General features: G+C 40.0%; 24 protein-coding genes and 1 pseudogene. 10 read left to right on the forward strand and 15 right to left on the reverse strand.

Features of this window, described 5'->3' with window-relative positions:
* Positions 1–25 precede the first annotated feature (25 nt).
* The 6 genes from hemN to ICL16_RS09310 all read right to left on the reverse strand — a co-directional run bounded on the left by hemN (position 26) and on the right by ICL16_RS09310 (position 6637).
* Positions 26–1408 carry an oxygen-independent coproporphyrinogen III oxidase gene (gene hemN / locus ICL16_RS09285; protein ID WP_190826606.1) on the reverse strand — a complete coding sequence of 461 codons (1383 nt, stop codon included), beginning with the start codon at positions 1406–1408 and terminating at the stop codon, positions 26–28.
* A 347-nt stretch (positions 1409–1755) separates the two neighbouring features.
* Positions 1756–2535: a phosphate ABC transporter ATP-binding protein PstB gene (gene pstB / locus ICL16_RS09290; RefSeq protein WP_202895463.1), complete on the reverse strand. Its 780-nt coding sequence runs from the start codon at positions 2533–2535 to the stop codon at positions 1756–1758.
* A 55-nt stretch (positions 2536–2590) separates the two neighbouring features.
* A complete protein-coding gene (gene pstA, locus ICL16_RS09295) occupies positions 2591–3466 on the reverse strand; it encodes a phosphate ABC transporter permease PstA (protein WP_190826608.1) in 876 nt (291 codons plus the stop codon).
* A gap of 64 nt (positions 3467–3530) precedes the next feature.
* A complete protein-coding gene (pstC, locus tag ICL16_RS09300; protein ID WP_420485263.1) occupies positions 3531–4523 on the reverse strand; it encodes a phosphate ABC transporter permease subunit PstC in 993 nt (330 codons plus the stop codon).
* 85 nt (positions 4524–4608) lie between these two features.
* Positions 4609–5649 carry a phosphate ABC transporter substrate-binding protein PstS gene (pstS, locus tag ICL16_RS09305; protein ID WP_190826612.1) on the reverse strand — a complete coding sequence of 347 codons (1041 nt, stop codon included), beginning with the start codon at positions 5647–5649 and terminating at the stop codon, positions 4609–4611.
* A gap of 298 nt (positions 5650–5947) precedes the next feature.
* Entirely contained in the window at positions 5948–6637 is a 690-nt protein-coding gene (locus ICL16_RS09310) for a MotA/TolQ/ExbB proton channel family protein (protein WP_190826614.1), read from the reverse strand.
* 133 nt (positions 6638–6770) lie between these two features.
* Between ICL16_RS09310 and ICL16_RS09315 the strand changes: the two genes are divergently transcribed.
* On the forward strand, positions 6771–8279 hold the full coding sequence (locus tag ICL16_RS09315) for a UbiD family decarboxylase (RefSeq protein ID WP_190826616.1): 1509 nt from the start codon (positions 6771–6773) through the stop codon (positions 8277–8279).
* 120 nt (positions 8280–8399) lie between these two features.
* The gene (locus ICL16_RS09320; protein WP_190826618.1) at positions 8400–9185 is read left to right on the forward strand and encodes a DUF4058 family protein; all 786 of its coding nucleotides are present in this window, start codon (positions 8400–8402) and stop codon (positions 9183–9185) included.
* On the opposite strand, the gene ICL16_RS09325 is transcribed toward ICL16_RS09320, so the two are convergent.
* The 3 genes from ICL16_RS09325 to ICL16_RS09335 all read right to left on the reverse strand — a co-directional run bounded on the left by ICL16_RS09325 (position 9101) and on the right by ICL16_RS09335 (position 10990).
* A complete protein-coding gene (locus ICL16_RS09325; RefSeq protein WP_190826620.1) occupies positions 9101–9445 on the reverse strand; it encodes a tetratricopeptide repeat protein in 345 nt (114 codons plus the stop codon). The genes ICL16_RS09320 and ICL16_RS09325 overlap by 85 nt on opposite strands.
* 470 nt (positions 9446–9915) lie before the next feature.
* Entirely contained in the window at positions 9916–10293 is a 378-nt protein-coding gene (locus ICL16_RS09330; protein ID WP_238360683.1) for a hypothetical protein, read from the reverse strand.
* A gap of 10 nt (positions 10294–10303) precedes the next feature.
* Positions 10304–10990, reverse strand: coding sequence for a hypothetical protein (locus tag ICL16_RS09335; protein ID WP_190826622.1), 687 nt, complete (start codon positions 10988–10990; stop codon positions 10304–10306).
* A gap of 279 nt (positions 10991–11269) precedes the next feature.
* Here ICL16_RS09335 and ICL16_RS09340 point away from each other — a divergent pair, with 279 nt between their 5' ends.
* The 3 genes and pseudogenes from ICL16_RS09340 to ICL16_RS09355 all read left to right on the forward strand — a co-directional run bounded on the left by ICL16_RS09340 (position 11270) and on the right by ICL16_RS09355 (position 12898).
* Positions 11270–11515 (forward strand): hypothetical protein, encoded by a 246-nt coding sequence (locus ICL16_RS09340; RefSeq protein WP_190826624.1) that lies wholly within the window; start codon positions 11270–11272, stop codon positions 11513–11515.
* Positions 11515–11775, forward strand: a complete 261-nt coding sequence (locus tag ICL16_RS09345; RefSeq protein WP_190826626.1) for a type II toxin-antitoxin system RelE family toxin — start codon at positions 11515–11517, stop codon at positions 11773–11775. The genes ICL16_RS09340 and ICL16_RS09345 overlap by 1 nt, the downstream gene beginning before the upstream one ends.
* 130 nt (positions 11776–11905) lie before the next feature.
* A pseudogene (locus ICL16_RS09355) lies at positions 11906–12898 on the forward strand (DUF1186 domain-containing protein).
* 106 nt (positions 12899–13004) lie between these two features.
* Here the strand turns inward: ICL16_RS09355 and ICL16_RS09360 are convergent.
* Positions 13005–17804: a tetratricopeptide repeat protein gene (locus ICL16_RS09360; protein WP_190826630.1), complete on the reverse strand. Its 4800-nt coding sequence runs from the start codon at positions 17802–17804 to the stop codon at positions 13005–13007.
* Positions 17805–18086: 282 nt separating this feature from the next.
* On the opposite strand from ICL16_RS09360, the gene ICL16_RS09365 reads away from it, so the two are divergent.
* The 3 genes from ICL16_RS09365 to ICL16_RS09375 all read left to right on the forward strand — a co-directional run bounded on the left by ICL16_RS09365 (position 18087) and on the right by ICL16_RS09375 (position 19406).
* Positions 18087–18356 carry a DUF2281 domain-containing protein gene (locus ICL16_RS09365; RefSeq protein WP_190826632.1) on the forward strand — a complete coding sequence of 90 codons (270 nt, stop codon included), beginning with the start codon at positions 18087–18089 and terminating at the stop codon, positions 18354–18356.
* On the forward strand, positions 18353–18727 hold the full coding sequence (locus tag ICL16_RS09370) for a nucleic acid-binding protein (protein WP_337906958.1): 375 nt from the start codon (positions 18353–18355) through the stop codon (positions 18725–18727). Before ICL16_RS09365 ends, ICL16_RS09370 begins: the two co-directional genes overlap by 4 nt.
* Positions 18728–19055: 328 nt before the next feature.
* Complete coding sequence (locus tag ICL16_RS09375) at positions 19056–19406, forward strand: ATPase (RefSeq protein WP_190826634.1); 351 nt, start codon at positions 19056–19058, stop codon at positions 19404–19406.
* A gap of 22 nt (positions 19407–19428) precedes the next feature.
* Here the strand turns inward: ICL16_RS09375 and ICL16_RS46710 are convergent, their stop codons facing one another.
* Both ICL16_RS46710 and ICL16_RS09380 read right to left on the reverse strand, forming a co-directional pair.
* On the reverse strand, positions 19429–19551 hold the full coding sequence (locus ICL16_RS46710) for a hypothetical protein (protein WP_273038624.1): 123 nt from the start codon (positions 19549–19551) through the stop codon (positions 19429–19431).
* A gap of 53 nt (positions 19552–19604) precedes the next feature.
* Positions 19605–20111, reverse strand: coding sequence for a MarR family winged helix-turn-helix transcriptional regulator (locus ICL16_RS09380; protein WP_190826636.1), 507 nt, complete (start codon positions 20109–20111; stop codon positions 19605–19607).
* Positions 20112–20378: 267 nt separating this feature from the next.
* On the opposite strand from ICL16_RS09380, the gene ICL16_RS09385 reads away from it, so the two are divergent.
* A complete protein-coding gene (locus tag ICL16_RS09385) occupies positions 20379–20780 on the forward strand; it encodes a VOC family protein (protein ID WP_202895464.1) in 402 nt (133 codons plus the stop codon).
* Between the two features lie 79 nt (positions 20781–20859).
* Positions 20860–21693, forward strand: coding sequence for an alpha/beta fold hydrolase (locus ICL16_RS09390; RefSeq protein WP_190826640.1), 834 nt, complete (start codon positions 20860–20862; stop codon positions 21691–21693).
* Positions 21694–21716: 23 nt separating this feature from the next.
* On the opposite strand, the gene ICL16_RS09395 is transcribed toward ICL16_RS09390, so the two are convergent.
* The 3 genes from ICL16_RS09395 to ICL16_RS09405 form a co-directional block, all read right to left on the reverse strand.
* Positions 21717–22103 carry a macro domain-containing protein gene (locus ICL16_RS09395; RefSeq protein WP_190826642.1) on the reverse strand — a complete coding sequence of 129 codons (387 nt, stop codon included), beginning with the start codon at positions 22101–22103 and terminating at the stop codon, positions 21717–21719.
* 21 nt (positions 22104–22124) lie between these two features.
* Complete coding sequence (locus ICL16_RS09400; RefSeq protein WP_190826644.1) at positions 22125–22853, reverse strand: gamma-glutamyl-gamma-aminobutyrate hydrolase family protein; 729 nt, start codon at positions 22851–22853, stop codon at positions 22125–22127.
* A 264-nt stretch (positions 22854–23117) separates the two neighbouring features.
* Positions 23118–24761, reverse strand: a complete 1644-nt coding sequence (locus tag ICL16_RS09405; protein ID WP_190826718.1) for a sensor histidine kinase — start codon at positions 24759–24761, stop codon at positions 23118–23120.
* Positions 24762–25212 lie beyond the last annotated feature (451 nt).

Consider the following 25212-nt stretch of genomic DNA (forward strand, 5'->3'; position numbering starts at 1 on the left):
CTGGCTCCTGTCTCATGTCTCCTGCTCAAATCGCACGAGAGAATTTTTGCGCTCGCGTTTGGATATGAGTATCAAAGATGACAGCAATATTGCGAACTAGTAATCTACCAATTTCTGTAATACTGATATGGTTGGTTGATAATTGAACTAGTCCATCTTGCTCTATTCGTTTCAATTCCTCTAGTTCTTTGGAGAAGTATTGATCAAAACTGATGTGATACTTCTGTTCTATGTCTTGCTTGCGTAGTTTGGCATGAGACATAATGCTCATAATCACATCTCGTCTGAGCATATCTTCCCAACTAAGTTTAATACCTTTACTTGTAGGTAAAACACCTGCGTCAATTGCCCGGTAATAATCTTTCAGTTGTTTGTGGTTTTGAGCATAGGCATCTTCTAGCATACTTATAGATGAGATTCCAAAACCAAAGAGTTCCGTTTGCGCTTGGGTAGTATAACCTTGGAAGTTGCGCTTTAAAGTACAATTGTTTTGGGCGATCGCTAGTTCATCATTAGGTTTGGCAAAGTGATCCATGCCAATGAATCGATACTGACTACTTGTTAGCTCCTCAATAGTCATTTGTAGTATTTCTAACTTTTCGGGTGGTGTAGGTAGTGCAACAGCTGGGATATTTTTCTGCACAGGCTTCACCCACGGTACATAGGCAAAGTTAAAGACAGCGATTCTGTCAGGATCTAATTCAATGGTTTTTTTTACCGTTTCGCGAAATGTGTCGATTGTCTGAAATGGTAAACCATAAATTAGGTCTACATTCACACTATCAAATCCGGCTTCTTTGATCCAGCTCATCACATCAAACAGCATTTCTTTTGGTTGGATGCGATTCACAGCTGCTTGCACTTGGGTATTGAAATCTTGAATCCCAAAGCTAATCCGATTAAATCCGATTTCTCTGAGAAAGAAAATGTAGTTTTTATCTATATAGCGAGGATTAATCTCAATGGAGATTTCTGCTTTTGGATTAATAGTGAAGTGGCGATTTATGTTCTTCCATAACAATTCTACTTGTTCTAAGTTTAAATAATTTGGGGTTCCGCCACCCCAGTGAATTTGATCCACTTTTCGCTCTCTATCAATTAGAGATGCTGTGTTATTAATATCGCGGATTAAGTACTCTAAATAAGGTTTAGCGATCTCCTTATTATTCGATATAATCACGTTACAGCCGCAAAAATAGCAAGCACTCTGACAAAATGGTATATGGAAATACAAAGATAGCGGAGATTTTCTTTGGTTAGAAGTGGCGATCGCACTAATAAAATCAGAGTTGGTGAATTCTGGACTTAATTCTGTTGCGGGGGGGTAGCTAGTGTATCTTGGTGTAGGAGTATCGTACTTTTTGATTGTATTGAAGTCAAATTTGACATGAGGCGATTGAAAAACCATCGATACAGATCCAAGGCATGTTGATTTCTACCCAAATTATTGACTATTAATTATTATATAGCTATTAAATTAATCCTAATTTTTAAGTGTAGGGGTGAACCGCTGTTCACCCCTACTTGTCTATTTCTATCAAATCATATATGATGAGTGTGTATTTTTATTTTCAAAAATAAAATTTTACACTTTTAAACCCACTCCTCATTCAGATTTTCCCACACCAAATTTGCTCATGTTTAGCTCTTTTTTAGTAAGCGCTATAGCCACTCCAAACTAACTGAGAATATTTTTCTCAGTTTTTACACACTTGCTTAACTTAAAACAAAAATAACAGACGTGATTTGTATCTGTTAACCGAAACGCCCAGAAACGTAGTCGCGGGTGCGAGAATCAAGAGCATTGCCAAAAATTTGAGTTGTTTCGCCAAATTCAACCATTTGACCGATGCGGCTTTCATCAGTACTGAAAAAAGCCGTGAAATCAGAAACACGAGCGGCTTGCTGCATGTTGTGGGTGACAATGGCGATTGTCAATTCATCGCGCAAACTATGAATCAGTTCTTCAACTTTCATCGTAGCGATGGGGTCAAGCGCTGAACAAGGCTCGTCCATGAGTAAAACTTTTGGTCTTACTGCCAAAGCACGGGCAATACACAGTCGCTGTTGTTGCCCACCAGAGAAACCTAAAGCCGATCTGTTCAGGTTATTTTTCACCTCATCCCAAATAGCAGCGCCTCTGAGAGCAGATTCGACAATTTCATCTAATTCTGCTTTGGGACGCCATCCGGCTATTTTAATACCGTAGGCGATATTATCATAAACACTCATGGGAAAAAGGTTTGGCTTTTGAAACACCATCCCAATTTGACGGCGTAGACGATTGAGGTTAACACGGGGGCTATAAATATTCTGACCAAAAAATTCTACACTGCCTTCAACTTTGACTTCTGTTTCTAATTCGCTAATGCGATTGAGAGATTTAATGAAGGTAGATTTACCACAACCCGATGGACCAATAATTGCGGTTACTTGCTTCTGGTAAATGTCCATTGACACCCCTTCGAGCGCTTTAGAGGTGCCGTAGTAAAAGTTGAGACTTTTGACTTGGATAGCTGGGGATAACTTACTCATAATATGTGAAAGTTACGACAACAATAATTAACTACAAGTGATTGTGATTTAGTTATCATTTTCGCTTGCTGGTGACCAAGCGAGAGAGAACACTAATTAACATTACCATCGAGACTAACACTAGAGAAGCAGTCCAAACTAATTGAGTTTTTTCTGGAGCAGGATCGTTGTATAAATTAAAAATCAGTACGGATAAGGAAGCTGTAGGAGTTATTAGGCTTCTTGACCAATCTAAACTGAACAAAGCAGTAAAAATTAGGGGTGCTGTCTCGCCAGCAGCACGAGCCACAGCTAGTAGAACTCCAGTAGTAATTGCAGGTAATGCTGCACCAATAATAACACCGAAAGTCGTTTGAAAGCGAGTACCTCCTAAAGCAGCAGATCCTAAACGTAAAGATCTGGGAACAAGTTTCAATGCTTCTTCCGTCGTTAATACCACTATAGGCAACATGAGCATAGCTAAGGCAAAACCACCTGCGAGCGCACTAAATTGTTTGGTAAGCACAACTATGACACCATACGCAAAAATACCTACAATGATTGACGGAATCCCTGTCAGAATAGTAGTGATGAAGCGAACAGCACGACCAATAGAAGTTCCTTGACCAATTTCTGACAAAAATATACCTGTCATTATTCCGATTGGTATACTAATTGCTCCAGCAATTGCAATCATTGTTAGCGTGCCAACGATCGCATTACCAAACCCATTATCTATAACTGACGTGACAAACATTGATGGTCTAAGGCTACCAATTCCCCGTGAGATTATCTCCCATAAAAGAGAAATTAAGGGAATTAGGGCAAGAGTTGTGAAAATAAATGCAATTGCATTCATTGCATAGGTAAAGAATTGTCTTTTCGGAGGTAGAGAACTACATAATTCGTCTGCCAGAGATTGATCTATTGGAGTTGCTTGATTATCATTCATCTCAAAGTAAGCCTTTTGGGAGTGCAAATTTATTTCTCAAGTATGATGTAATACTAGACTCGTGTTATCTATTCTTTCTCGCCACAAATTGCACAATAAACACTGCGGCAATATTTACCAACAGAGTCAAAGCAAACAAAATTAAACCTAAATACGTTAAAGCGCCAAGGTGTAATTGATCTTGAGCTTCAGCAAATTCATTGGCTAATACAGAGGGAATTGAATAAGCAGGTTCCAGCAAAGAAGGGTTGATTTGAGCAGAGTTACCAATCACCATAGTTACAGCCATTGTCTCACCTAAAGCTCTTCCTAATGCCAGCATTGCCGCAGCAACAACTCCGGAGAATGCTGTAGGGAGTATGACTCGAAAAATAGTTTCCCATCGAGTAGAACCTAAAGCCATAGAGCCAGTACGTAACTCTTTCGGAACTACTAGCAACACATCACGACTAATTGCTGCCATTGTGGGTAAGATCATAATCGCCAGAATTGTACCTGCAGTTAATAAATTAAATCCAGCAGGACTTGGTGTATTGAACAAGGGTATCCAACCGAAAGCAGTAGATAGCAAATTTTGTACAGGCGTAAAGAACGGAATAAAGATATAAATACCCCATAACCCGATGATTACGCTAGGAATGGCGGCAATTAGCTCGACAATAAACGCTATGGTTCTACGAGTTGAGGGTGGCAGAAAGTCTTCACTTGTAACTAAAGCTACCGCAAGACCAATGGGTACGGCTAATAGAATCGCGATCGCACTACTTACCAAAGTGCCATATATGTATGGTAATGCCCCAAAAACTAAATTTCCTGTATCCCATTCTTGGCTAAATAAGAACCCCAGTCCAAATTTCTGCAACGCCGGGGTAGCTTCGCGCAGGATAATCCAACTTATCCAAAACAGCACAGTAACTGTGAAAGCGGCAAATATATAAGTTAGCCAGGTGAATGCTTTGTCTAGCTTCAAGTTCAGATCGCGGCTAACTGTAATGTCAAGATTTTCATCAACCAAATTTGGTTGGTTTGTATATGTTGGTTCAGGCATATTTGTCACAAATCAAGCAATTCAACTATTTACATGACTATAGGGTGGGCTTTTCAACCCACCCTGAGAATAGCTTAAAGCGCTCTAATTCAGATTATTTAAGAGCGGTATTTACATCTTGTATCACTTTACTAGCAACAGGTGCAGGAATACGAGTGTAGTTGAGGTCATCATTAAACTGTTGACCATCTGTTAGCACCCAATTAATCCAGTTTCTAACAGCAGTTCTTTTGTTGGCGTCAGGATAATTTCTGTAAATCATCATCCAGGTTAAACCAACGATGGGATAACCTTGGTCTGGATCGCCAACAAAAACGCGGTAGTTAGCTGGGAATTGCACAGTAGACAAGGCTTGGTTAGCAGTTTGTAGAGATGGAGCTACATACTGTTTTTGCTTGTTTTCTATCTGAGCTGAGTTTAGTTTGTTTGCTACAGCGAAACTATACTCAACGTAACCAATGGAGCCAGAGGTACGAGCTACTCCACCTGCTACACCTGGGTTTCCTTTCGCCCTTGTAACGTTAGAAAGACCAACCCATTTTGGCGCTGTGTTTGCACCAACTCTACCTTTAAAATAAGGACTGATGGTACTCAGGTGGTTGGTGAAAATAAAAGTTGTACCGCTACTATCAGCACGAACTACAGGTCTAATCGGTACATTTGGTAAATTTACACCAGGATTAACTTTTTTAATTCTATCGTCGTTCCAGTTAGAAATTTGACCAGAGAAAATTGCTGGCAATACCTCGCGGGATAGTCTAAGATTGTTAACTCCGGGAACATTATAAACAACGGAAACAGCACCACCCGCAGTAGGTACTAGAATTACTCCTCTGCTAACTTTAGCTATTTCATCATCTTTCATTGCGGCATCACTACCACCAAAGTCAACTGTTCCAGCAATTACTTGACGAATACCAGCACCACTACCTACACCTTGATAGTTAATTGAAAGACCTGGATACTTTTTCCTAACTTCTCTAGCATATCTTTCGTACAGTGGAGCAGGAAAAGTTGCTCCCGCTCCATTCAGTTGTGCTTGTTGCGCGATCGCCGTCAAAAATGGTCCTAATGTTACCGCAGCTGTCACGACTGTTGTTACAGCTACTCGATTTAAAAATTTAGTTGAAACCATGTCTCCTCGTAAATTCAGCAACTAGTTTTTGTTAATTAACATTCCAGAAGTAAACTACAATAGTAATGGTTAATATTTGTTTAAGCATGTGTTAATTTGAAATTAAAACTTTATTAAAAATTTATTTAACATTGTTGTTAATTTATTGATTCAACTAAATGTTAAATAGAACACAAAAAGGTGATTCAATATTATCTATTTAATGTCAAGTTGCTTAAGGTCAAATATAAAATAATTCAGAAGCTCGATTTCTTACTTTTAGTTGAAAATGATATTATGAGTCGGGAGCCGCTAATAGTTATTTCTCTGACTCAACTACAACGTTTGGCTTTTGTTCAACTTCTTCTGTTGTTGGTATAGAAGGTTGATGCCAGTCTTGAAGGTAAATAAGTTCCAGTTTGTTACCAACTTGAGAAAAAAAGTCAATCTGCCGTGAGCGCAAAATCACAAAAATGCGGAGAAATATGAAAGCAATAATGGCTACAGTCATTGCAGTTATAGCGCTAATTAAAGCTTGACCAATACCAGCTGTAAGTGAAGAGATGTCAGCACGGCTCACATTGCCATCTTTGAGGTTGGAGAAAGTTGTCATCAAACCGGACGCAGTACCTAATATACCAAGTAATGGCGCGATCGCCATCACACTTTCGAGTAGGCGATCTCCTCTACGCATTTCCACAAACTCCTGATCGCTAGCAGCGGCGATCGCTAAGTGAAATATTTCTGCAGTCGGATTTTTTGCTCTGAGCGGCGCTACCATCACACGTCCCACGGCTACATCTTGCCATAGTTCAGCAACCTCTAGAGCTTTTTGTTGACTATCCTTTGCTGCTGTGAGTACTTCTTGTGCTACCTGTTTTTGTTGAGTTTTGAGCTTAAACCAAAACCAAGTACGTTCTACAGCACATGCAAGAGTTGCCACAAATAAACCCAACAGAGGCCACATGACAAGACCACCTGCAATAAAAGTATCAAATATTACATTCATACTTAATTTGCTCAGCGCTTACTTATAAAAAATAATGCATATTTTTGCTAGGATAACCGAATCGATTCTAGTTGAATGTTAAGAAAGTTAACAACTATAGTTAAATATAAGTAAAAAGTCACGCTACAAAACAATGGCAAGAGATTTACGGGGATTCATTAAACTTTTAGAAGAAAGGGGACAGTTAAAGCGGATTTCAGCTTTGGTTGATCCTGAATTAGAGATAGCGGAAATTGCCAATCGGATGTTACAACAAGGTGGTCCAGGACTGCTATTTGAAAATGTCAAAGGAGCATCTTTTCCAGTAGCAGTGAATTTGTTGGGAACAGTGGAAAGGATTTGCTGGGCAATGAATATGCAGCATCCACTAGAATTGGAAACACTGGGGAAAAAGTTGGCGATGTTGCAACAACCAAAACCACCCAAGAAGATTGGACAAGCGGTGGAGTTTGGTAAAGTGTTATTTGATGTGTTGAAGGCGAAACCAGGACGGGACTTTTTCCCAGCTTGTCAGCAAGTGATCATCCAAGGTGACGATTTAGATTTAAATAAGTTACCTTTGATACGTCCATATGTCGGTGATGCAGGCAAGATTATCACGCTGGGATTGGTAATTACAAAGGATTGTCAGACGGGGACGCCGAATGTAGGAGTGTATCGCTTGCAACTGCAATCTAAAAATACGATGACTGTACACTGGTTGTCGGTACGGGGTGGGGCTAGGCATTTACGCAAAGCAGCAGAACGAGGGCAGAAGTTAGAGGTGGCGATCGCCTTGGGTGTAGATCCCCTAATTATTATGGCAGCAGCCACGCCAATTCCGGTAGATTTATCAGAATGGCTGTTTGCTGGACTTTACGGTGGTTCTGGTGTAAACTTAGCCAAGTGTAAAACTGTAGATTTAGAAGTACCAGCCGATTCAGAGTTTGTGCTGGAAGGGACAATTACACCAGGGGAAGTATTGCCAGATGGACCTTTTGGGGATCATATGGGATATTACGGTGGGGTGGAAGATTCTCCTTTAATTCGCTTCCATTGTCTGACGCACCGGAAAGAGCCAGTATATTTGACTACCTTTAGCGGACGGCCACCAAAAGAAGAAGCAATGATGGCGATCGCTTTAAATCGCATATATACCCCAATTCTACGCCAACAAGTTTCTGAAATTGTGGATTTCTTTTTGCCAATGGAAGCTTTGAGTTACAAAGCGGCGATTATATCTATAGATAAAGCATATCCAGGACAAGCGCGGCGGGCAGCTTTAGCTTTTTGGAGTGCGCTACCGCAGTTTACTTATACTAAGTTTGTGATTGTGGTAGATAAAGACATCAATATTAGAGATCCGCGTCAAGTGGTGTGGGCGATTAGTTCTAAAGTTGATCCAACACGAGATGTGTTTATTTTGCCGAATACTCCATTTGATAGTTTGGATTTTGCGTCAGAGAAGATTGGTTTGGGGGGAAGGATGGGTATTGATGCGACAACGAAGATTCCCCCGGAAACCGAACATGAGTGGGGTGCAGCTTTGGAGTCAGATCCTCAGGTGGCGGCGATGGTTGACAGGCGTTGGAGTGAGTATGGTTTGGCTGATTTGCAGTTGGGGGAAGTGGATGTGAATTTGTTTGGGTATGATGTGAGGTAGGCATTGAACCGCCAATAAAAAGAGCAGGGGGGCAGGGGAGTAGGGAAGCAGAGGAGAAAAACTAATTGTTAGCTCCCCCACTCCCTCACTCCCCCACTAATTTTCATTCGAGGTACTTTTATGCCTTCACCATTTCCCGGAATGAACCCCTATTTAGAAAATCCTGCATTATGGAAAGAAGTACATAATTTGTTAATAGTGGCGATTTTTGATGCGCTAAATCCCAAACTCCGTCCTAAATATCGAGTTGCTATTGAACAAAGAGTATATCAAACGGCAGGGGATAATTCTTTGTTAGTGGGTATTCCGGATGTGGCGGTGCAACGTTCCCAAACTGCATTGAATCCTAAAACGGCAAATATCGCTATTGCTACACCTCCAGTTCAAGCTATGACAGTAACAATTCCTATGCCAGAGACGATTAGGGAGAGTTATTTGTCCGTGCGAGAGGTGACGACGCGGGAGGTGGTGACGGTAATTGAGGTTCTTTCTCCTAAGAATAAACGTGCAGGTGAAGGGCGCAGGGCATATGAGAAAAAACGTCGGCGAGTACTGGGAAGTTTCACGAATTTAGTTGAGATTGACTTGCTACGGGACGGTAAACAAATGCGGATTTTAAGTAATGATACTAAGAGTGATTATCGGATTTTGGTGAGTCGAGGAGAATACCGTCCTAAAGCTGATTTATATGCGTTTAATTTACAAGATGTAATTCCTGAGTTTCCGTTACCTTTGCGCGAGGAAGATGTGGAACCAATAGTTAATTTACAAACACTATTAACTGAACTATATGACCGAGCAAGTTATGATTTAGTCATAGATTACAGCATTGAACCAGTACCACCACTACCACAAGTAGATGCAGTTTGGGCTGATAAAATTTTGCAAGAAAAAGGCCTAAGATAAGGAAGAACTATTTTAATGGGTTGCTCAAAATCACCGATTGACTGCTGATATTGTTGAAGTTGAACACGGGCAAATCCTCTACCAAAGTAAGAAAATGCGAAATTGGGTTCGAGGCGGATAGCTTGTTCAAAATCACTAATTGCTGGCTGATATTTTTCTAAATAAATGTAAGCTAATCCCCGGAAGAAGTAAGCTTCATAATTATTTTTGTCTATTTTTAAGACAGAGTTACAACTTTGAATGCACAACCGAGTAATCATTCATTTGGTAAATGATATCCCAATACTGCTCGGTTAGCAGTGCGCTCACCCGCGAAGATCCCCCCTCTCCCCCCTATCCCCAGAGGGGGGAGAGGGGGGATCAAATCTTAACCGAGAAGTATTGAATGATATCCCGATTAAATTGATTATCTACAAGTTTGGTGCTTCCCGGAATAGTGATTGTAATGTTGTCTACTTCTGTTCCTGCGTATCTTAATCCTTTAAATAACAATTAGAAATCAATACCTAAGCAAGTTTTGCCAATTGACTTAAGGCATACCTTACAAACCCGGCAGTCGTCTGGGCGTGGGATTTCGCCTCATGGGCGCGGCCTCATCTTTGCGCGAAATTTCATACCTTTAATCAGCAACGCCTTCTATCGGCGTTGCATAATTGCGGGATGATTTTATTTTCTCTATAAATCGAAAAACTCAATTCTTGGCGTTCTTGGCGTCTTGGCGGTTCGTTTTTCATCCCCATGTTCTGCAACGCCCAAGAAATGTTGCATAGGCTTTTGTGCGTTCGCTTCTGGTTGAAAAACTCCCACCATGCACTGAGTAGGCTGTAATGTCCATGCTTGCCAACCAGTCTGTCAGTCGCTGGAAATAGTTCCAGTCTTGCGGTTGCGCTAAATTGAAGGGATAGTGGCGTAAGCCCCAAACGAAAGCATGGTGTGCGCGATAGACCATTCCTTTTTGCTTAAAATCCTGAATAGCCTGCACTGCATCTGTATCAGGTCGGGGACCAATCGCCAGTTCAACATGTCGAATGCCTGCCGACCAAAACACCGTCAATGCTTCACGAATTGACACTCCACCGTAAGCAGACAAACTAAGATACATCTCCATTAGTATTCTCCTACATTGATGTATATTCAAAGCTTGCAGTTCTTGGCGTGAGGGCAAGTAGAGTTTTGGCATACCCTACTAACACACTTATTTCAGCTGTCAACTGGTCTATTTCTGCTTCTGGATGCTTTATCTTTTTCAACAAGCCACCTACATCGCCTGCAATGTAAAAATCGATTTGTTCTTTCAGAGAATCTTCTCTGTGCTCATTCAGGTTGTAGGTGCGTTTGTAAGGCACTTCAATCCGACACTCAGTATCGCCTAACCTTAGCGACAGAGAATAGCTGTACAGGATATGAGTACGTTCGTCATCATAGGCGTCAGGGTCTTCCTGGGTCTGGTAGTTGCTTAAACCTATCGGTAAATCGAGTGTTGCTAATAACCAGGTCGTAGGATCGTCTGCGATCGTAACGTCTGGTTTGTTAGAGTACCAAGAGCGAGACATCTGCTTGAAATCCTGCACAAATGCCCTGAATTCTGGTGTTGGTAGCAAACACCTCGCATCGGTAGCCAGGGCATCAGTGATACTTTTCAGTTCTACCGCCTGTGCTTCAACCAGTGCCTGTTCTCTTGAGCGAAGTTCTTGCATTCTTGCCTGTACAATTTGTTGTAGCGCTGCAATCTCAGGGTCGAATCGACTCGCATGATTTTGCACCAATGCTTGGTAACCCGAAAGCAGGGAATCAGAATTTGTCATAGCATTTCTCCGTTAAGAAGTGCAAATTGTTAATAAATGTTGCAGTTTGCAGAAATTGCCAACCACCTTATAGTTATTTTGTACTATATCATTATTCAGTTTATTGGACAATCTACTTCTGTACACTAGATTTAGTGCAGTGTTGATGGAGAACGAGATCGTTATGACAAATTCATTAGATAATCGCTACCCTGCATATTAACTTATACATAAAAATAAATGATAAAATAAGTCTAATAGTCATTAAATGCTATATACTACAACACCAATTGGAGAAAAATGCCAGCAATTGTTAAACTACAACTCTCCTTATCAGCTTTAGCAGAAGTAATATCTTCCCTTAATTTAGAAGAAAAACGTCAACTTCAAGAAATAATTGAGCAACAGATTTTTGAAGCCGAAGAAGATTTGTACTCAGAGGATGTAGAAACACAAGCAGAAATTCAAGCAGTTCGTGCTGAGTATGCAGTTGGTGAGTATATGACTATGGATGAATATATTGCCAACCGATCTAATCAAGCATAATGACCTATACTGTTATTATTTCAAAATCTGTACAAAAGCAGATTGATGACTTGCCAAATGATGTTAAGGAGCGCGTTGTTGAGAAAATTCAAAATCTTGCAGATGAACCACGTCCCAATGGAGTTGTCAAGTTAAAAGCATCTGATAACGAGTATCGTATTCGAGTTGGTGATTATAGAATTCGCTACGAGATTGATGATGAAAGTCAACTCGTGCAACTTTTACAGTGCAAGCATCGGAAAGATGTTTATAGAAAGTAATTTGTAAATTCTTGTTATTTGCTATAGCAATTCAAACCGCATGTATACTACATTTACTTCAAGTTCATGAAGAGCAAGAATCACTGTCATTTATAAAGTTAGCCAAATATAAAAAATGGAATTGTCATAAATTTTATCTGAATTAGAAAACAATACCGGAAAATTTCCTCGTTTAGCTTTAGAGAAAGCCATTGAAGAACGGGAAGCCATTACTCCTGTGTTACTGGCAACCTTAGAAAAATACAAAAATAACCTGGAGGAGTTACTAGAGAAATCTGAATACTTTTTACATAAGTAATAGGACAGAAATATTTACACATAAGGATTGCTAATCGCTAACTGCTAATTGCCTATTAGCCATTAGCTATTAGCAATTTACACCACCTTCATGAATGAATTTAATTTTGTCCGACTACTTATTTATGCCCTGTATTTGCTAGGACAATTTCGAGAACCATTAGCTTATCCTCTGATTGTCGAGTTTGTTTCGGCTCCAGGAGAGATAGTACTTGATGTAACTGGAGATGTCGTCACTGAAGATTTAGGAAGAATCCTCGCTTCTGTTAGTGGCGCAAATATTGAACCAATCAAGCAACTAATAGAAAATCAACAAGCTAATGAATTTGTTAGATGCGCTGCCCTAAATTCATTAGTTGTATTAGTAGCTCAAGGAATTATTTCTAGAGAGCCGATTATTGAATATTTTGATAAACTTTTCTCAACTATTCTTGAAAAGAAACCAGATTATATTTGGACTAATTTAGTTATTAATAGTTCTTGGCTTTGTGCTAGAGAACTAAAGTCACACATTGAACGACTTTTTGAAGAGGATTTTATCGACACTTTTTTTATTAACCAAGAAGATGTGGAAGATTCTTTTCAACTAGGTTGGGAAGCGACCTTAACTGAACTGCGCCAGCATCCGCACTATTCTTTGATTGATGATACAATCTCAGAAATAGAATCTTGGGCTTGTTTTCGACAAGAGAGTAAGAAGACGAACAACATCTCTATTCAGAAACAAGAGTTTAAGCGCTCATTTAGTAAATCTAAAGAGCCATCTAAGAACAAGAAAAAAATGCAGAAAGAATCTCGTCGAAAAAATCGAACAAAGAAAAAATAAGATTTAGCCTCACGCAAAGACGCAAAGGCGCAGAGAACTTCTTAGCGTCTTAGCGTCTTAGCGTGAGATTTCATACCGTTAATCGGCAGCGCTTATATAATTCAAATTACAACCCATTACCAATTAAAATAAATGGTGCCCAATAGTAAGGGTGAGCAAAGTTAGCGCTTGTCGTGGTTTGTTTGTCTGCTTGAGCAGATATTGGTTCTGTATTAATACCCCCACGCTTAATATTATTTAAAGTTACCTGTTTGCCATAAAGTAAAGTTAATTGAGCTAAACGTAGAGCCTCTGATTTTGTGGGTTGGGCATCTTGGGCAAGGTTTTGGTAGAAATGTTGCATCAATTCACTGGTGCTGGAGTCACTTACTTGCCATAATGAAGCCATGACGGCTTTTGCTCCACTATTAAGGAAATAGTATGCAACACTGGCAATTTCTACACCGTCTTGAAGTGGTGCAGCAAGGGCTGTTTGGCAAGCTGACAATACGACTAGGTGAATGTTGCTTAACCCTGTTAAGGTTTTAATTTCCGGAATTGCCAGTTTGTCGCCAGTGCCTAATAGTAGATATGATGCATCTTTAGTACCGGGAACAAATTGACCGTGGGTAGCAAGATGCAGTACTTTGTATCCGGTAAGATTATCTCGTAGGGTACGATAATCAAAGGTATTGTTGAGGTACTCTTTTCCGGGATATATTCCTTGGTTGCTGGTGTTACTTCTGACAATTGCGTTTAATTCTTTGGGTACGTTTGTCAATGCCGGGAAACCACCCACCGCATTACTTACTCCCATCGCCAATACTGGGTTATTTTCGGTTCCTTTTGGGAGTTGATCGCGCACATCTGTCAAATCTGCTGACAAGACGTTGTAGAGAGTATAGTTTTCGATCAGGTATTGTTTTCCATCAAATAATGCACTCATGGGGATATAGCGTGTCACGCGATCAAGTGCAAAAACTAGATTTTTAACTTGATTTTTCTGAAGTTCCGCCTCTAGGGGTTTCATCAGCCAGTTGTAGAGTTTTTGGCTGACTGGTTGGAATTTAGCAATATCGGCAGAACCACAAGCGCGTTTTTCACACTCTTCCATTAAATCACGAAACTCTTTGACTGCTTTTCCTAATTCTGCGCGTTTGACTGGAACTTCAAATTTCTTGGCGGCATTTCCAGAGTACAACAATAACCAGAGTTTCTCATCTAGCACTAATGGGTAAATCATTACCGTACCAGGCTGTTTGACAATTTCCCTCACTGTTGCTAGTTTATTGGGGTCGAAGGTTGCTTTGTCATTGGCGATGCGGGAGTTGATTTCTTTGTCGATTTTCTCTAATTCAAGATTAAACTCCTTCACTACTTTAGAGAGTTGATCGTTAAGTTGAGTTTTTTGTTTACAGTTAGTCTTTTCACACTCGCTGATTTGTTTTGCTAATGCAACTATCGATTGATTGGGCGCGGCAATTTTGGCTTCAGACTCTGTGAGGGGAAGTTTTGGCTGATCTGTTGCCGCAGTGCTGGAACTTGCATATTCTTTAATTTCCTGTGTTTTTAAAAGTTCCAGAACCTCTGTGGCTTCTTGTTCTCGTCCTTGGGAAAGTAGTAAGTTGGCAAAGGCGCGATAAATATCCGCTCTTTTAACTTTATTGAAATCAACTGTTGTCTCGAGAAAAGATTTTTGTAACTCAGGGGGTAAACCTTGAATACCGCGTCTGACTTCCTCAGTTTTATTGATATACTGTTTATAGTAAGTAATAGCTGTATTCGGTTGATTTAAACTTTGATAAACGTTGGCTAACCCGGCATAAATACCAGCATCTGCAGCGGAAATTTGAGTGTTGGTTGTCACAGAAAGTGCTTGTTGATAGGCGGCGATCGCTTGTTGTTTCCGTCCAAACTTTTTATGCAAATCTCCTGTTAGATTAAGTGCGCTCTTTTCCCAGAGGACATTTTGAGTTTTTTGCGCAAATGTTAAAAAAGTTTGCGCTTCTTGCATTGCTTGAGCATCATTACCCAATTCACCATAACCGACACTGAGCATTCTATGGGCAAAAGCTTGCAGACGCGGAACTTTAATTTCTTGGAAAATGACTAACGCTTGCTGGGCTAATTGAACAGTTTTTTGTGGTTCTCCTTGAGCAAAATATGTATATGCTTGAGCCAATAAAGCGTTACCTTCACTTTGTCGATTCTTCAATTGCTGTGCTGTCGAAAGTGCTTGTTGGTAATTCGTTCTGCTTTTTGTATAGTCTCCTAAACTAGCATAAATATCACCTAAATTAAAAAAGGGTGATATCAATAATGGTGGGCTTTTTAAATCTTGAGCAATTTTCAAACTTTGCTGCGCCACTGCCAAAGCTTTTTGATAATCGTTGATAGAGGTGTAATAATAGCCCTGGTTATTTAATGCTATTGATTCTAAGCGCGGATTTTTTAGTTCTCGTGCTATCTTTAAACCTTGCTGAATTAAATCTTGTGCTTTAGGATAGTCACCAACAACTCTGTAAGCACTACCCAAATTAATCAGTAACTCTGCTTCTTGATCACGTCTGTTAATTTTCCGTGCTGATGTTAAGTGTGGTTCCGCAAATGCAATGACTTTTTGATATTCTCCCAACGCCTCATACATTGCACTCAACCCAATCGTAGCTGTTACCTCATTTTGGTAATTTTTAATTTTTCTAGATAGTTCCAAAGCTTTTTGCGCCGTTTCTATTCCTTGCTCGTATTTTCCCTGGTCTATGTATACTTGGGTAAGATAGAACAAAGATAGTATTTCATTAGGAGAATTAGGAGTTTTCTGTGCCAGGGTTAAAGCTTGCTTAGCTGTTGACTCTGCTTTAACGGTATCTCCTACTGAAAGATAGCTTTGACTGAGAGTCATTAAAGCACTAATTTCATCGTCGCCTAAATTTGCTTTTTGCACTACAGCTAAAAGTTGTTGTGCAACTGAGAGTGCTTTTTGATAATTTCCCTGTTTATCGTAAATATCTCTGAGAACATCCAAAGCATTTTTTTTTAGTTGCGGATTTTCTAAGCGCTTGGCAATTGTTAAAATTTGTTCGGCAGACTCTAGGGCTAAGGTATATTTCCCCTGTTTCTTGTAAACTACGCTCAAGTTCTCCAATGCCTCTGCTTCTAGTGCAGGTTCTTTAATTTGTCGCGCAATAGTTAAAGCTTTTTGAGAGTATTCAATCGCTTTAGTCAAATCTTTGAAAGTATTTTGGTATAAGAAAGCCAACCTCAGCAGCCCTTGTACTTCTAATTTTGGTTGACGAGAACTTTGCGCTTTTTGTAGTGCCTGTTGTGCAAAATTGAGTGCAAGATCGTATTTCCCCAGATGGTTGTAATTATGACTTAATCCTTCTAAAATACGAAACTCCCAGGCAACAGCATTTTTCTGTTGCTGTGGAGAGAGTTTGTTAATTTCTAAGAGTCGTAATGCGGCTAAAGCTTGTTGATATGTCTGCTCTACTTTTTGATGTTCTCCTCTGGTATCATAGGTGCTACCTAAATAAGCTAAACCAATTGCCTCACTTAATTTATCTTTTTGCGCTCGCGCAATTTCTACCTCTCGCAACACAAGTTCAATAACTTTGTCCAAATCCCCTTGCTGAGAGTATAAAGTCTCGAGATTAGTCAAAATAAATGTTTCAATATCAACGTCTTTAATTTCTCTGGCAATGCCAAGTGACTGTTGCAAAACTTCAATCGCTTTTTGCGGCTGATTTAACTTAATGTAACCAGAACCCAGATAATTTAAAGCATCAGCTTCGGATTTCCTGTTTTTCAGAACTCTTGCCAGGGTTAAAGCTTCTTGCGACAATTCAATCACACGAGAAAACTCTGTTTTCGCTTGAGCGTTTAGTCCTCTTACCACATAACTATATCCCTGTAAACCGTAAATATTTGCCAACCATATCAGCGACTCGAGTTGTTGAGGGCGAAGCTGATTTTCTTTGGCAAAGACTAAAGCTTGCTGTCCAAATTCTAAAGCACGTTCTTTTTTATCTTGTGCTGAGTAAATGTACGATATTAGCTGGAGAATTTGATGTTCTCGCGGGCGAATACCGGATTCTCTTGTGATGGGCAATGCTTGTTGTAATACTTGCACCGCCAAGTCACCTTTATTTTGTTTGGAGTAAATTATCCCTATTTGTACCAGCGTTCCACCTTCACCTGCACGGTTTTTTACCTCACGGTGCAATGACAAAGCCTTCTGCGCCGATTCTAAAGCGCGGGAGTAGTCTTTCAAACCGGAGTAAGCTGCTGCTATCCTACTTAAAGTAAAAGCTGCTTGGAATTTATCCCCTACTTGTTCTTGAATTGCCAATGCTTGCCGTAGAAGTTCTAAACCTTTGGTGTATTGCTTGAAGCCACGATTGTAAACGTACCCTATCCTACTTAAGGTTTTGGCTTCACCTGTTCTATCTTTTACCTCCCGGCGAATAGCCAATGCTTGTTGCAAAGTTGCCAATGCTTTGTCATATTCCTCTTTATTAGCGTAAGTCAAGCCTAGATTATCTAGAGTTTCGCCCTCTAAGGCTTTGTCTTTTACTTCGCGGTGAATCACCAAGGCTTGCTGCAACACTTGTAGTGCTTTGTCGTATTCTTGTAGTCCAATGTAAACCTCACCAATGTTGTTGAGGGTTTTTCCCATTCCGGCTTTGTCGTTTTGTTGTCGCTTGATTTCCAATACCTGATTATAGGTTTGCAGTGCTTGGGGGTAAAGTCCTGTACGGTATTGCTGCACGCCAAGTTGAAAAAGCTTGTCAGCTTCTGTGTTGGGGTTGGTAACTGTCTGTGCATCAGCGTGGGGGAAGCCCGCCCTGAAAGAATAGTTCAGTAGGGGAATAGTCACTGATAGTATGAGGGTAGCAAGAGTTAAGCTTTTGAGGCGGTTGAACATAGGTATATTCCTTAGCCGGATTTTAAAGATTGTGCTTACACCTCTATATAGTTCTGACTATCCCAGAGATTATGCCAAAATTTAGTCCGAATTCAGTATTCTTGCTAGATTACCAAACTACATTTGCTCAATTTTACTAGGCGATCGCCACATCGAATGACCAGATTTGTCTACAATCAGTTTGTCAAGGAATTTCTCTTGGAATTACTCAAGCCCTTTGGAGAAGTGAAAGTGTGTTAGCTTAGAAAAAAATTTTGCGCTCGCTCAACCGCAGGAGAGAGTATGAGTCTTGAACAATTGCTTTTGGAAAAATGGAGATCGCTCCCCCAAGACTTGCAACAGGAAGCCATTGATTTTGTGGAGTTCTTGAAATTAAAGACAACTTCTACCACTCAGCGTGAAGCCGAACCGAAGTTAAAGCCTCCTTTGGGCGAACGGTTGGGGAAGAGCGGTGAAGAAATTGTTGCCTCTGGTGTGTCGTTGCTGGATTGGGAAGGAGTGGAACGTGAAAAAGCTGAGCGTAGAGGTGGATATCGGGAAGACGCTGAATGACTCGCACATTTATCGATTCAGGCGTACTGATTGCTGCAGCACGGGGCGAGGGAGCCATTGCTGAAAGGGCGATGGCAATTCTTCAAGATCCAAACCGAGAGTTTGCGTCCAGCATCTTTCTGAAACTAGAGGTGCTACCGAAAGCAATTTACAACAATCGAACCAACGAAGTTAGGTTCTATGAGGAATATTTTGATGCCGTCTCGTACTGGGCAACGTCCATTGATCGCATTATCCAAAACGCATATCGAGAGGTTAGTGAATCAGGATTGGGAGCAATGGATGCGCAACGCGATCGCTGCAGCCGTTTCAATCAGTGCAGTGGAATTTATTACGAACGAGAAGCCCGAAAAGTCAATTCACCGCACTAAAAGCATACAAGTTATCTCTATTTGGTCAGATCACTATGACAATGAGCATCACGATTGAGGAAGCTAGTACCAGTATGCCAATAAATATAGAAATTGATATCGATGGAGAAGTGATGTATCAAACTGTTGTAACTTATGGATGACAACAGTTTTTGTTTTAGCGATGAAAGTAAACAGGTAAGTGGCTTCCTTTGCCAAGTCGCCGTCAGTATTTCACAATAGATGAATTAGCAACAAATCAATAACCATGAGTAGCAAAAACTTTTATCTAGATAATAACCAAAGTTTTGCTGTATAAACGACGCTTTCAGGCAATACCTACCTTAAAATGATGAGGGAAGCAAAACAAAAAGGATGGGAGGTAAACCTCATCTATATAGGTATTGATAATGTAGAAGTTAATATTGACCGTGTAGCTCAAAGAGTAGTAGAAGGTGGACATAACGTTCCAATCGAAGATATCAGGCGTAGGTACGAACGGAGTCTGCAAAACCTACCAACAGCATTGCAATTAGCAGATAACATCTCCATCTATGACAATTCAAGCTCAGTCGGTCATCAAAATCTACTTACAATTGAAAATGGAAGAATCAACCAACAAGTGCCAGAACTTCCGCAATGGTTAACAAAAGCATTACCTTCGGAAATTATAGCAACGCATCAAAGTCAAGATACTTAACTACAAGCAGTTTAAGTCTACCTCAAAAGAAATCACGAAGCGATCGCATAACTCTGTGTGCCATTTTTACATTCCATTGCCAATCAAAATAAACGATGCTCAATGCCCTACCAGCTTCTGAGTCAATCGTACTAACCAACACCATTAATCGCTCGTGGGATCATGACGCTCAACTGGGTAGATAATCAAAAGTAGTAGTTAAAGTTGTTTGCAATCCTCTAGCCCAGTCAGTAGCTTGAGTAGCAGCAAATAAAGTTGCTCCTGTTCCTGCTCATTTAAACCAGAAAGCAACTGGCGCTCATGCTCCACATGTTGCGGAATCAGTTCATCAATGAGGTCATATCCCTTCTGAGTCAATCGCACTAACCAACACCGTCGATCGCTCGTGGCATCATACCGCTCAACTAAACCCCGTGCTTCCAAGCGATCAACGCGATTGGTGATGGAAGCTGGTGTCACCAGAACAAATTGAGCTAATTGAGAAAGAGTCATCCCCTCCGGTGGCGAAGAACGGCGCAGGGTTGCGAGGACTCCAAACGTTGCCGTGTTTAAGTCATACCGGGCAAAGAGCTTTTCAGTTGCCTTGGAGAGTTCTAAGGCGGAACGAAGCACTGCCAGCACTCGCACCATCGGGCGTAGATCTATTTCTGGTCGCGTCACTTTCCAGTCGAGCGCTACTTGTCTAATCGTATCTGCTTTGTTCATCTTTAACGAGTGAGTTAACTACGACTGAGTGACCAAGAACTGTTCAACCGCCCAAAAACAACACTCTAGCAACTTAAGAGCGTGAGTAGAGCGACGAGTTCAACCATTGATATTTTAGCTCTAAATATTAACTTATTTGTAATTTAGACATTAAATAGTTTAACGTCTAAAGATTTAAAGCTATAATTTGAGCAACAACAGTAGTTATTCTTGAAGAGGTTATATTCCATGACCCAGAAGCAAACCGTCAATGGGATTGTTGAATCCGTGTTATATGTCGAGGATTTGGCACACTCAGTCGAGTTCTATCAAGACTTATTCGGATTTGAAAAAGAGATTTTGGATGAGATGATCTGTGTACTCCGGATACCCAATCAACAAGCCCTCATCCTGTTCCCCAAAAGCATCGCTCAGGAGCCTGGTCGGGCAACGTCTCCCGTCGGTACGGTATTCGGAGTGATTCCTCCTCATGGTGGGAGTGGTCGCTTGCACGTAGCATTCTCAATTGAGGCGTCTAACCTTGAGTTTTGGGAACAACGACTGGCTTCAAAAGGTATCCCAATCAACAGCAAAGTTCATTGGAAACGGGGTGGTTGGAGCCTGTATTTCCGCGACCCGGATGAACACCTCCTTGAATTGATCACTCCGGGTCTGTGGACATTCTATTGATGCTGACATGGGAAACCCAACTAAGGAACGCGAGTGTTAAGTTTACCGAGTGGATTAACCTACAGTATTGGATGTATGTATGGATAGGCTAACTGGAAAATCAAAACTTGCCTTCGACGACATAGGAACAGGCGAACCTGCCTTACTCTTGTTTCCAGGATGGTGCGCGGACCGGGGGATCTTGGCTGCACTTGCGTTCGTCGAAAGCAAAAAGCGAAGAGTTATCAATGTCGATTTACTGGGACATAACGAATCACAGCTTCCAGAAGGAGACTTTGGCAGTGAAGATATGATCCGTGAAACTATTAAGCTTGTAAATTCACTTGACATAAATGAATTCGTCACAGTCTCAGTAGCACACGCTGGATGGATAGCGATTGAACTAAGACGTAGGTTGGTTCATCGCGTTCCAAAGATGGTCTTTCTGGAGTGGATCATTATTGAGCCGCCTGTGATCTTCTTTGAAACCTTAGATCAGATACAAAAACCCGATCAATGGCAAAGTGCGCGTGACGCACTATTCATCGGTTGGTCGTTAGGTGATCCTAACCTCGCCAAACCCTTCGATGAGTTTATGACAAATTACGATTTCGACATGTGGTCGCGTGCGGGTCGAGAAATAGGCAGATCGTACAGAGAATTTGGCAGTGCTTTGCGCTTTCTTGAGACGCTTGCTCCAGCTCCAACAGTGCTCAATATTTACTCGCCAACGCAAATGAAGAATCTTTATTCCCAACCGGATGACACCAAGTATCTTGAAGCACAACAAGTTTTTGCAAACAAACACCACTGGTATCATATTTATAGATCGAGTGCCAAGAGCCATCTGCCTTCGGTCGAAGTTACGCAGGAAGTCGCGGACGCAATTGAAAGTTTCCTTTCCGATTCTACAGGGGAAGGTAAGAAGGGGTAGATAATCTAGCAGAGGTTCAAGTGTTACACCGACAAAATCCTCTGATAAATTTCATAGTTCTCTTGATCGTAGCAGCAAAAAATCACTCTTTGGGGGCGACCATTCTTTTGTAGTTGTTCGGAGCATGTTTTCACTGCAACCTCTGCTGCATTCGCCTTGGGATATCTATAAATGCCAGTACTAATGCAAGGGAATGCCAAAGTATCAAACTCTTGATCTGCGGCGATTTGCATACACTTGCGGTAACACTGTTGCAGGAGTTTAGGTTCTCCGTACTCATCAACAAGCTCTGCTCCCGCTGCCCTGTGTATCGCTCCATCTACTCCACTACCTCCAAGCAGACTAGTATTCGCAGCATTCACGATTGCATCAACTTCTAGCTTTGTGATATCGCCCAGTATAATTTCCATAAAATAAAGGAAAAACAATCATTAAGCGCAAATTGAAGCTGATTTAGCACGGGCTGCCTCAACTAAAGCTTGGAAAATACGTTGCTGTATAATGTCATCAGCGGCAAGTTCGGGATGCCATTGGAGTGCGAAAGCCCAAGGATGATATTTGTGTTCGAGCGCTTCAATTACCCCATCTTTTGCCTGTGCAGCAATGCGCCAAAGGGGGGGTACAGTACGCACAGCTTGATGATGTAATGAAACAACTGTGACATCAGTTGCGCCTAAAATGGAGGCAAGACGACTGTGCGGCTCAATTTGAACTTGATGTTGAACAGATTCGCTAGGTTCTCCTGTATGCTTAACTCCGGAGCCAAATTCATCAGGAATGTGAGTTACCAAACTGCCACCAGTGGCTACATTCATTACCGCAATACCACGACAGATGCCTAAAATAGGGGTATCTGTACTCAGGGCAAGTTTTGCCAGTTTTAGCTCAAAAGCATCACGCTGAGGGTTTACACCAGAAATAGTCGGATGCATCTTTGCATTATAAGTTACTGGATCTAGATCCCCACCACCAGTGAAGATTAAACCATCCACAATTTGCAAAATTGCCTCACATTCTTCTGGTTCATCAGGAGGTAGTAGAATAGGTAGACCACCATGACGCCTAATTATCTCTACATATGTACCTGTGATATGATAGTGACCTTCTTCATTTTGGGTAAATGTAGTAATGCCGATTGTGGGTCGAGTAAATTTATTCATCTTTCCTAGTATAGACAGTGAAATTGCATATGAGTACAAAAAATCCCATTTCAGTATGCTTTGGGATTGGTATCCGAATGATTGACAATCGGCTTAATTTACGTTTCTTTTAGTTTGATGAATAAATATGACAACAAAATGTCAGAAGCTGAAATCTTCTTTTGAAACACATGGAGAAACCCTGATCCAGCAATGCTTTTAGAAAATTCCGCATTCACGTGTTTCTTTCATATGTTGCTAGTGGCGATCGCTGCTAGTCGGAGGTCAATATTGGTGAGATAATTCTGGATTCTTGGATCGCTCAAGGAGATTGTTTTGTTTGATAGGAATTTCAATTAAAAATTCTGTACCTTGATTAGGTGCAGAGATACACTTAATTTTCCCTCTATGCTTATCTACTATAATTTGGTAACTAATAGATAATCCTAAGCCAGTACCTTTGCCAACTGGTTTAGTAGTAAAGAAAGGGTCAAATATTTTATCTTTTACTTCTTCTGTTATTCCTAAACCACTATCTTTTATACTAATAATCACATATTTTTCACTTTTAACTTCAGTATGAATAGTAATAGAATTAATATAGTTTTTATTTCCTGATTTTAGATATTCTATCTCTTGTTGCCGTAAAGCATCAATAGCATTACTAAAGATATTCATAAATACTTGGTTTAATCTGCCTGCATAACATTCGACCAAAGGCAAATGACCATAATCTTTGAAAATTGTAATTTCTTGCTGGTCATTCTTCCCTTTAAGATGATGTTGCAAAATTAATAAAGTACTATTAATTCCTTCATGGATATCAACAGGTTTCATTTCTGCTTCGTCAAGACGTGAAAAGTTCCGTAAAGTTAGCACAATTTCACGGATACGCTCAGCACCAACTTCCATTGAAGCTAAAATTTTTTGTATATCCTCTACAACAAAGTTAAGATCTATTTCATCAATAAAATTAGCTATTTTTGGATGATAAAAACCTTCTTGCTGATATAAATTTATTAAATTTAATAATTGGTAAATATATTCTTTAGTATGTATTAAATTGCCATAAATAAAATTAACTGGATTGTTAATTTCATGAGCAACACCAGCAACTAGCTGTCCTAATGAAGACATCTTTTCACTTTGAATAAGTTGGACTTGAGTTTGTTGTAAATCATGTAGTGTTTGTTGCAATTGGATATTCTTTTGATTTAATTTTTCTGTTCTTGTAGCAACTTGTATTTCTAAATTAGAATTAGCTTCTTCTAAAGCAGCTTGAGACATTTTTTTAGCTGTTAGATATTGTTGTAATAAGACTAATACTAAAAACCATGCGGGAATCAGGATGAATAAACTCATGATAGATGCTAAAAATGCCCAAAGCATACTTTGTCTGTATTCAGTAACTTTATGTTCCAAAGCTAGTGAAATATTATGATTCCTTTTGGCAACACCATCAGCATAAATGCGTTTTTGAATTTCATAATCGGGGCTGGATAATAAAATTTGTGCTGCATCCTTTTGATTATTATTAACTAAATTAAAAGATTGGTATTCCATAGAAACCAGCTTTTGATTAGCTGTATCAATTTTTTTTGTATCCTTGTTTTTATATGCTGTGGGAGCTAATTTAATAGATTCTTTAATGGCAGCATCAAGTTGAGGTTCAAATTCACGATAGCGTTGCTCCCAAATAAAATTTCCTGTCGCAGCATTCATGCGAGCTGACATGGTTAAAACTTCATCAAAATAAGTAATTTTATCACTCAGTATCTGTAGATGAAATTCATTTTTAGTAATACTATTAAAATTACAGTATGCTTGCCAGTTCAGCCAGATTTGAGGTATAAACAACAGTAGTGTTAATGCCACTGTTACAGCTACTACTTGAGATGGAAACAATTTTAGTCTATAAGGTAGGCGCATTTTCATAGTGCGATTTTAGATACTTTGGAATTGAACATAAATTAAATTTTCAATTGTAATCTAATACTGGATTTATTTATAACCTGCGGAGGCAGGTTTAGTTCCAATAGCCCCAGGCTTATAGTCAGTGGGCGGTATTACTCATTTTCTGAAATGCTTTGTAAATTAGACTCATCTTGTTTAGATGCTAACTGGCTACAAATTTTTTGAATACCTTTTTGCAAGTATAAGGTATTATCTATAGAAATTTTATTTTTTGTAAGTTGAAATTGCATAAATTTATTACAAGATATTTGAACTTATTCTCAGTTAATTCCTAATTGCCTGGATTATAGACATTTACTATAGTAAACCGTTATATCCATGCATTAATACTTATTATTACATCAAAACAATTTAAACGATTTACGTAAAATTTCTGATTTTTTCTTAAAAAAATTACATAACTGCT

The organism is Iningainema tapete BLCC-T55 (assembly GCF_014698965.1).
Lineage (GTDB): Bacteria > Cyanobacteriota > Cyanobacteriia > Cyanobacteriales > Nostocaceae > Iningainema > Iningainema tapete.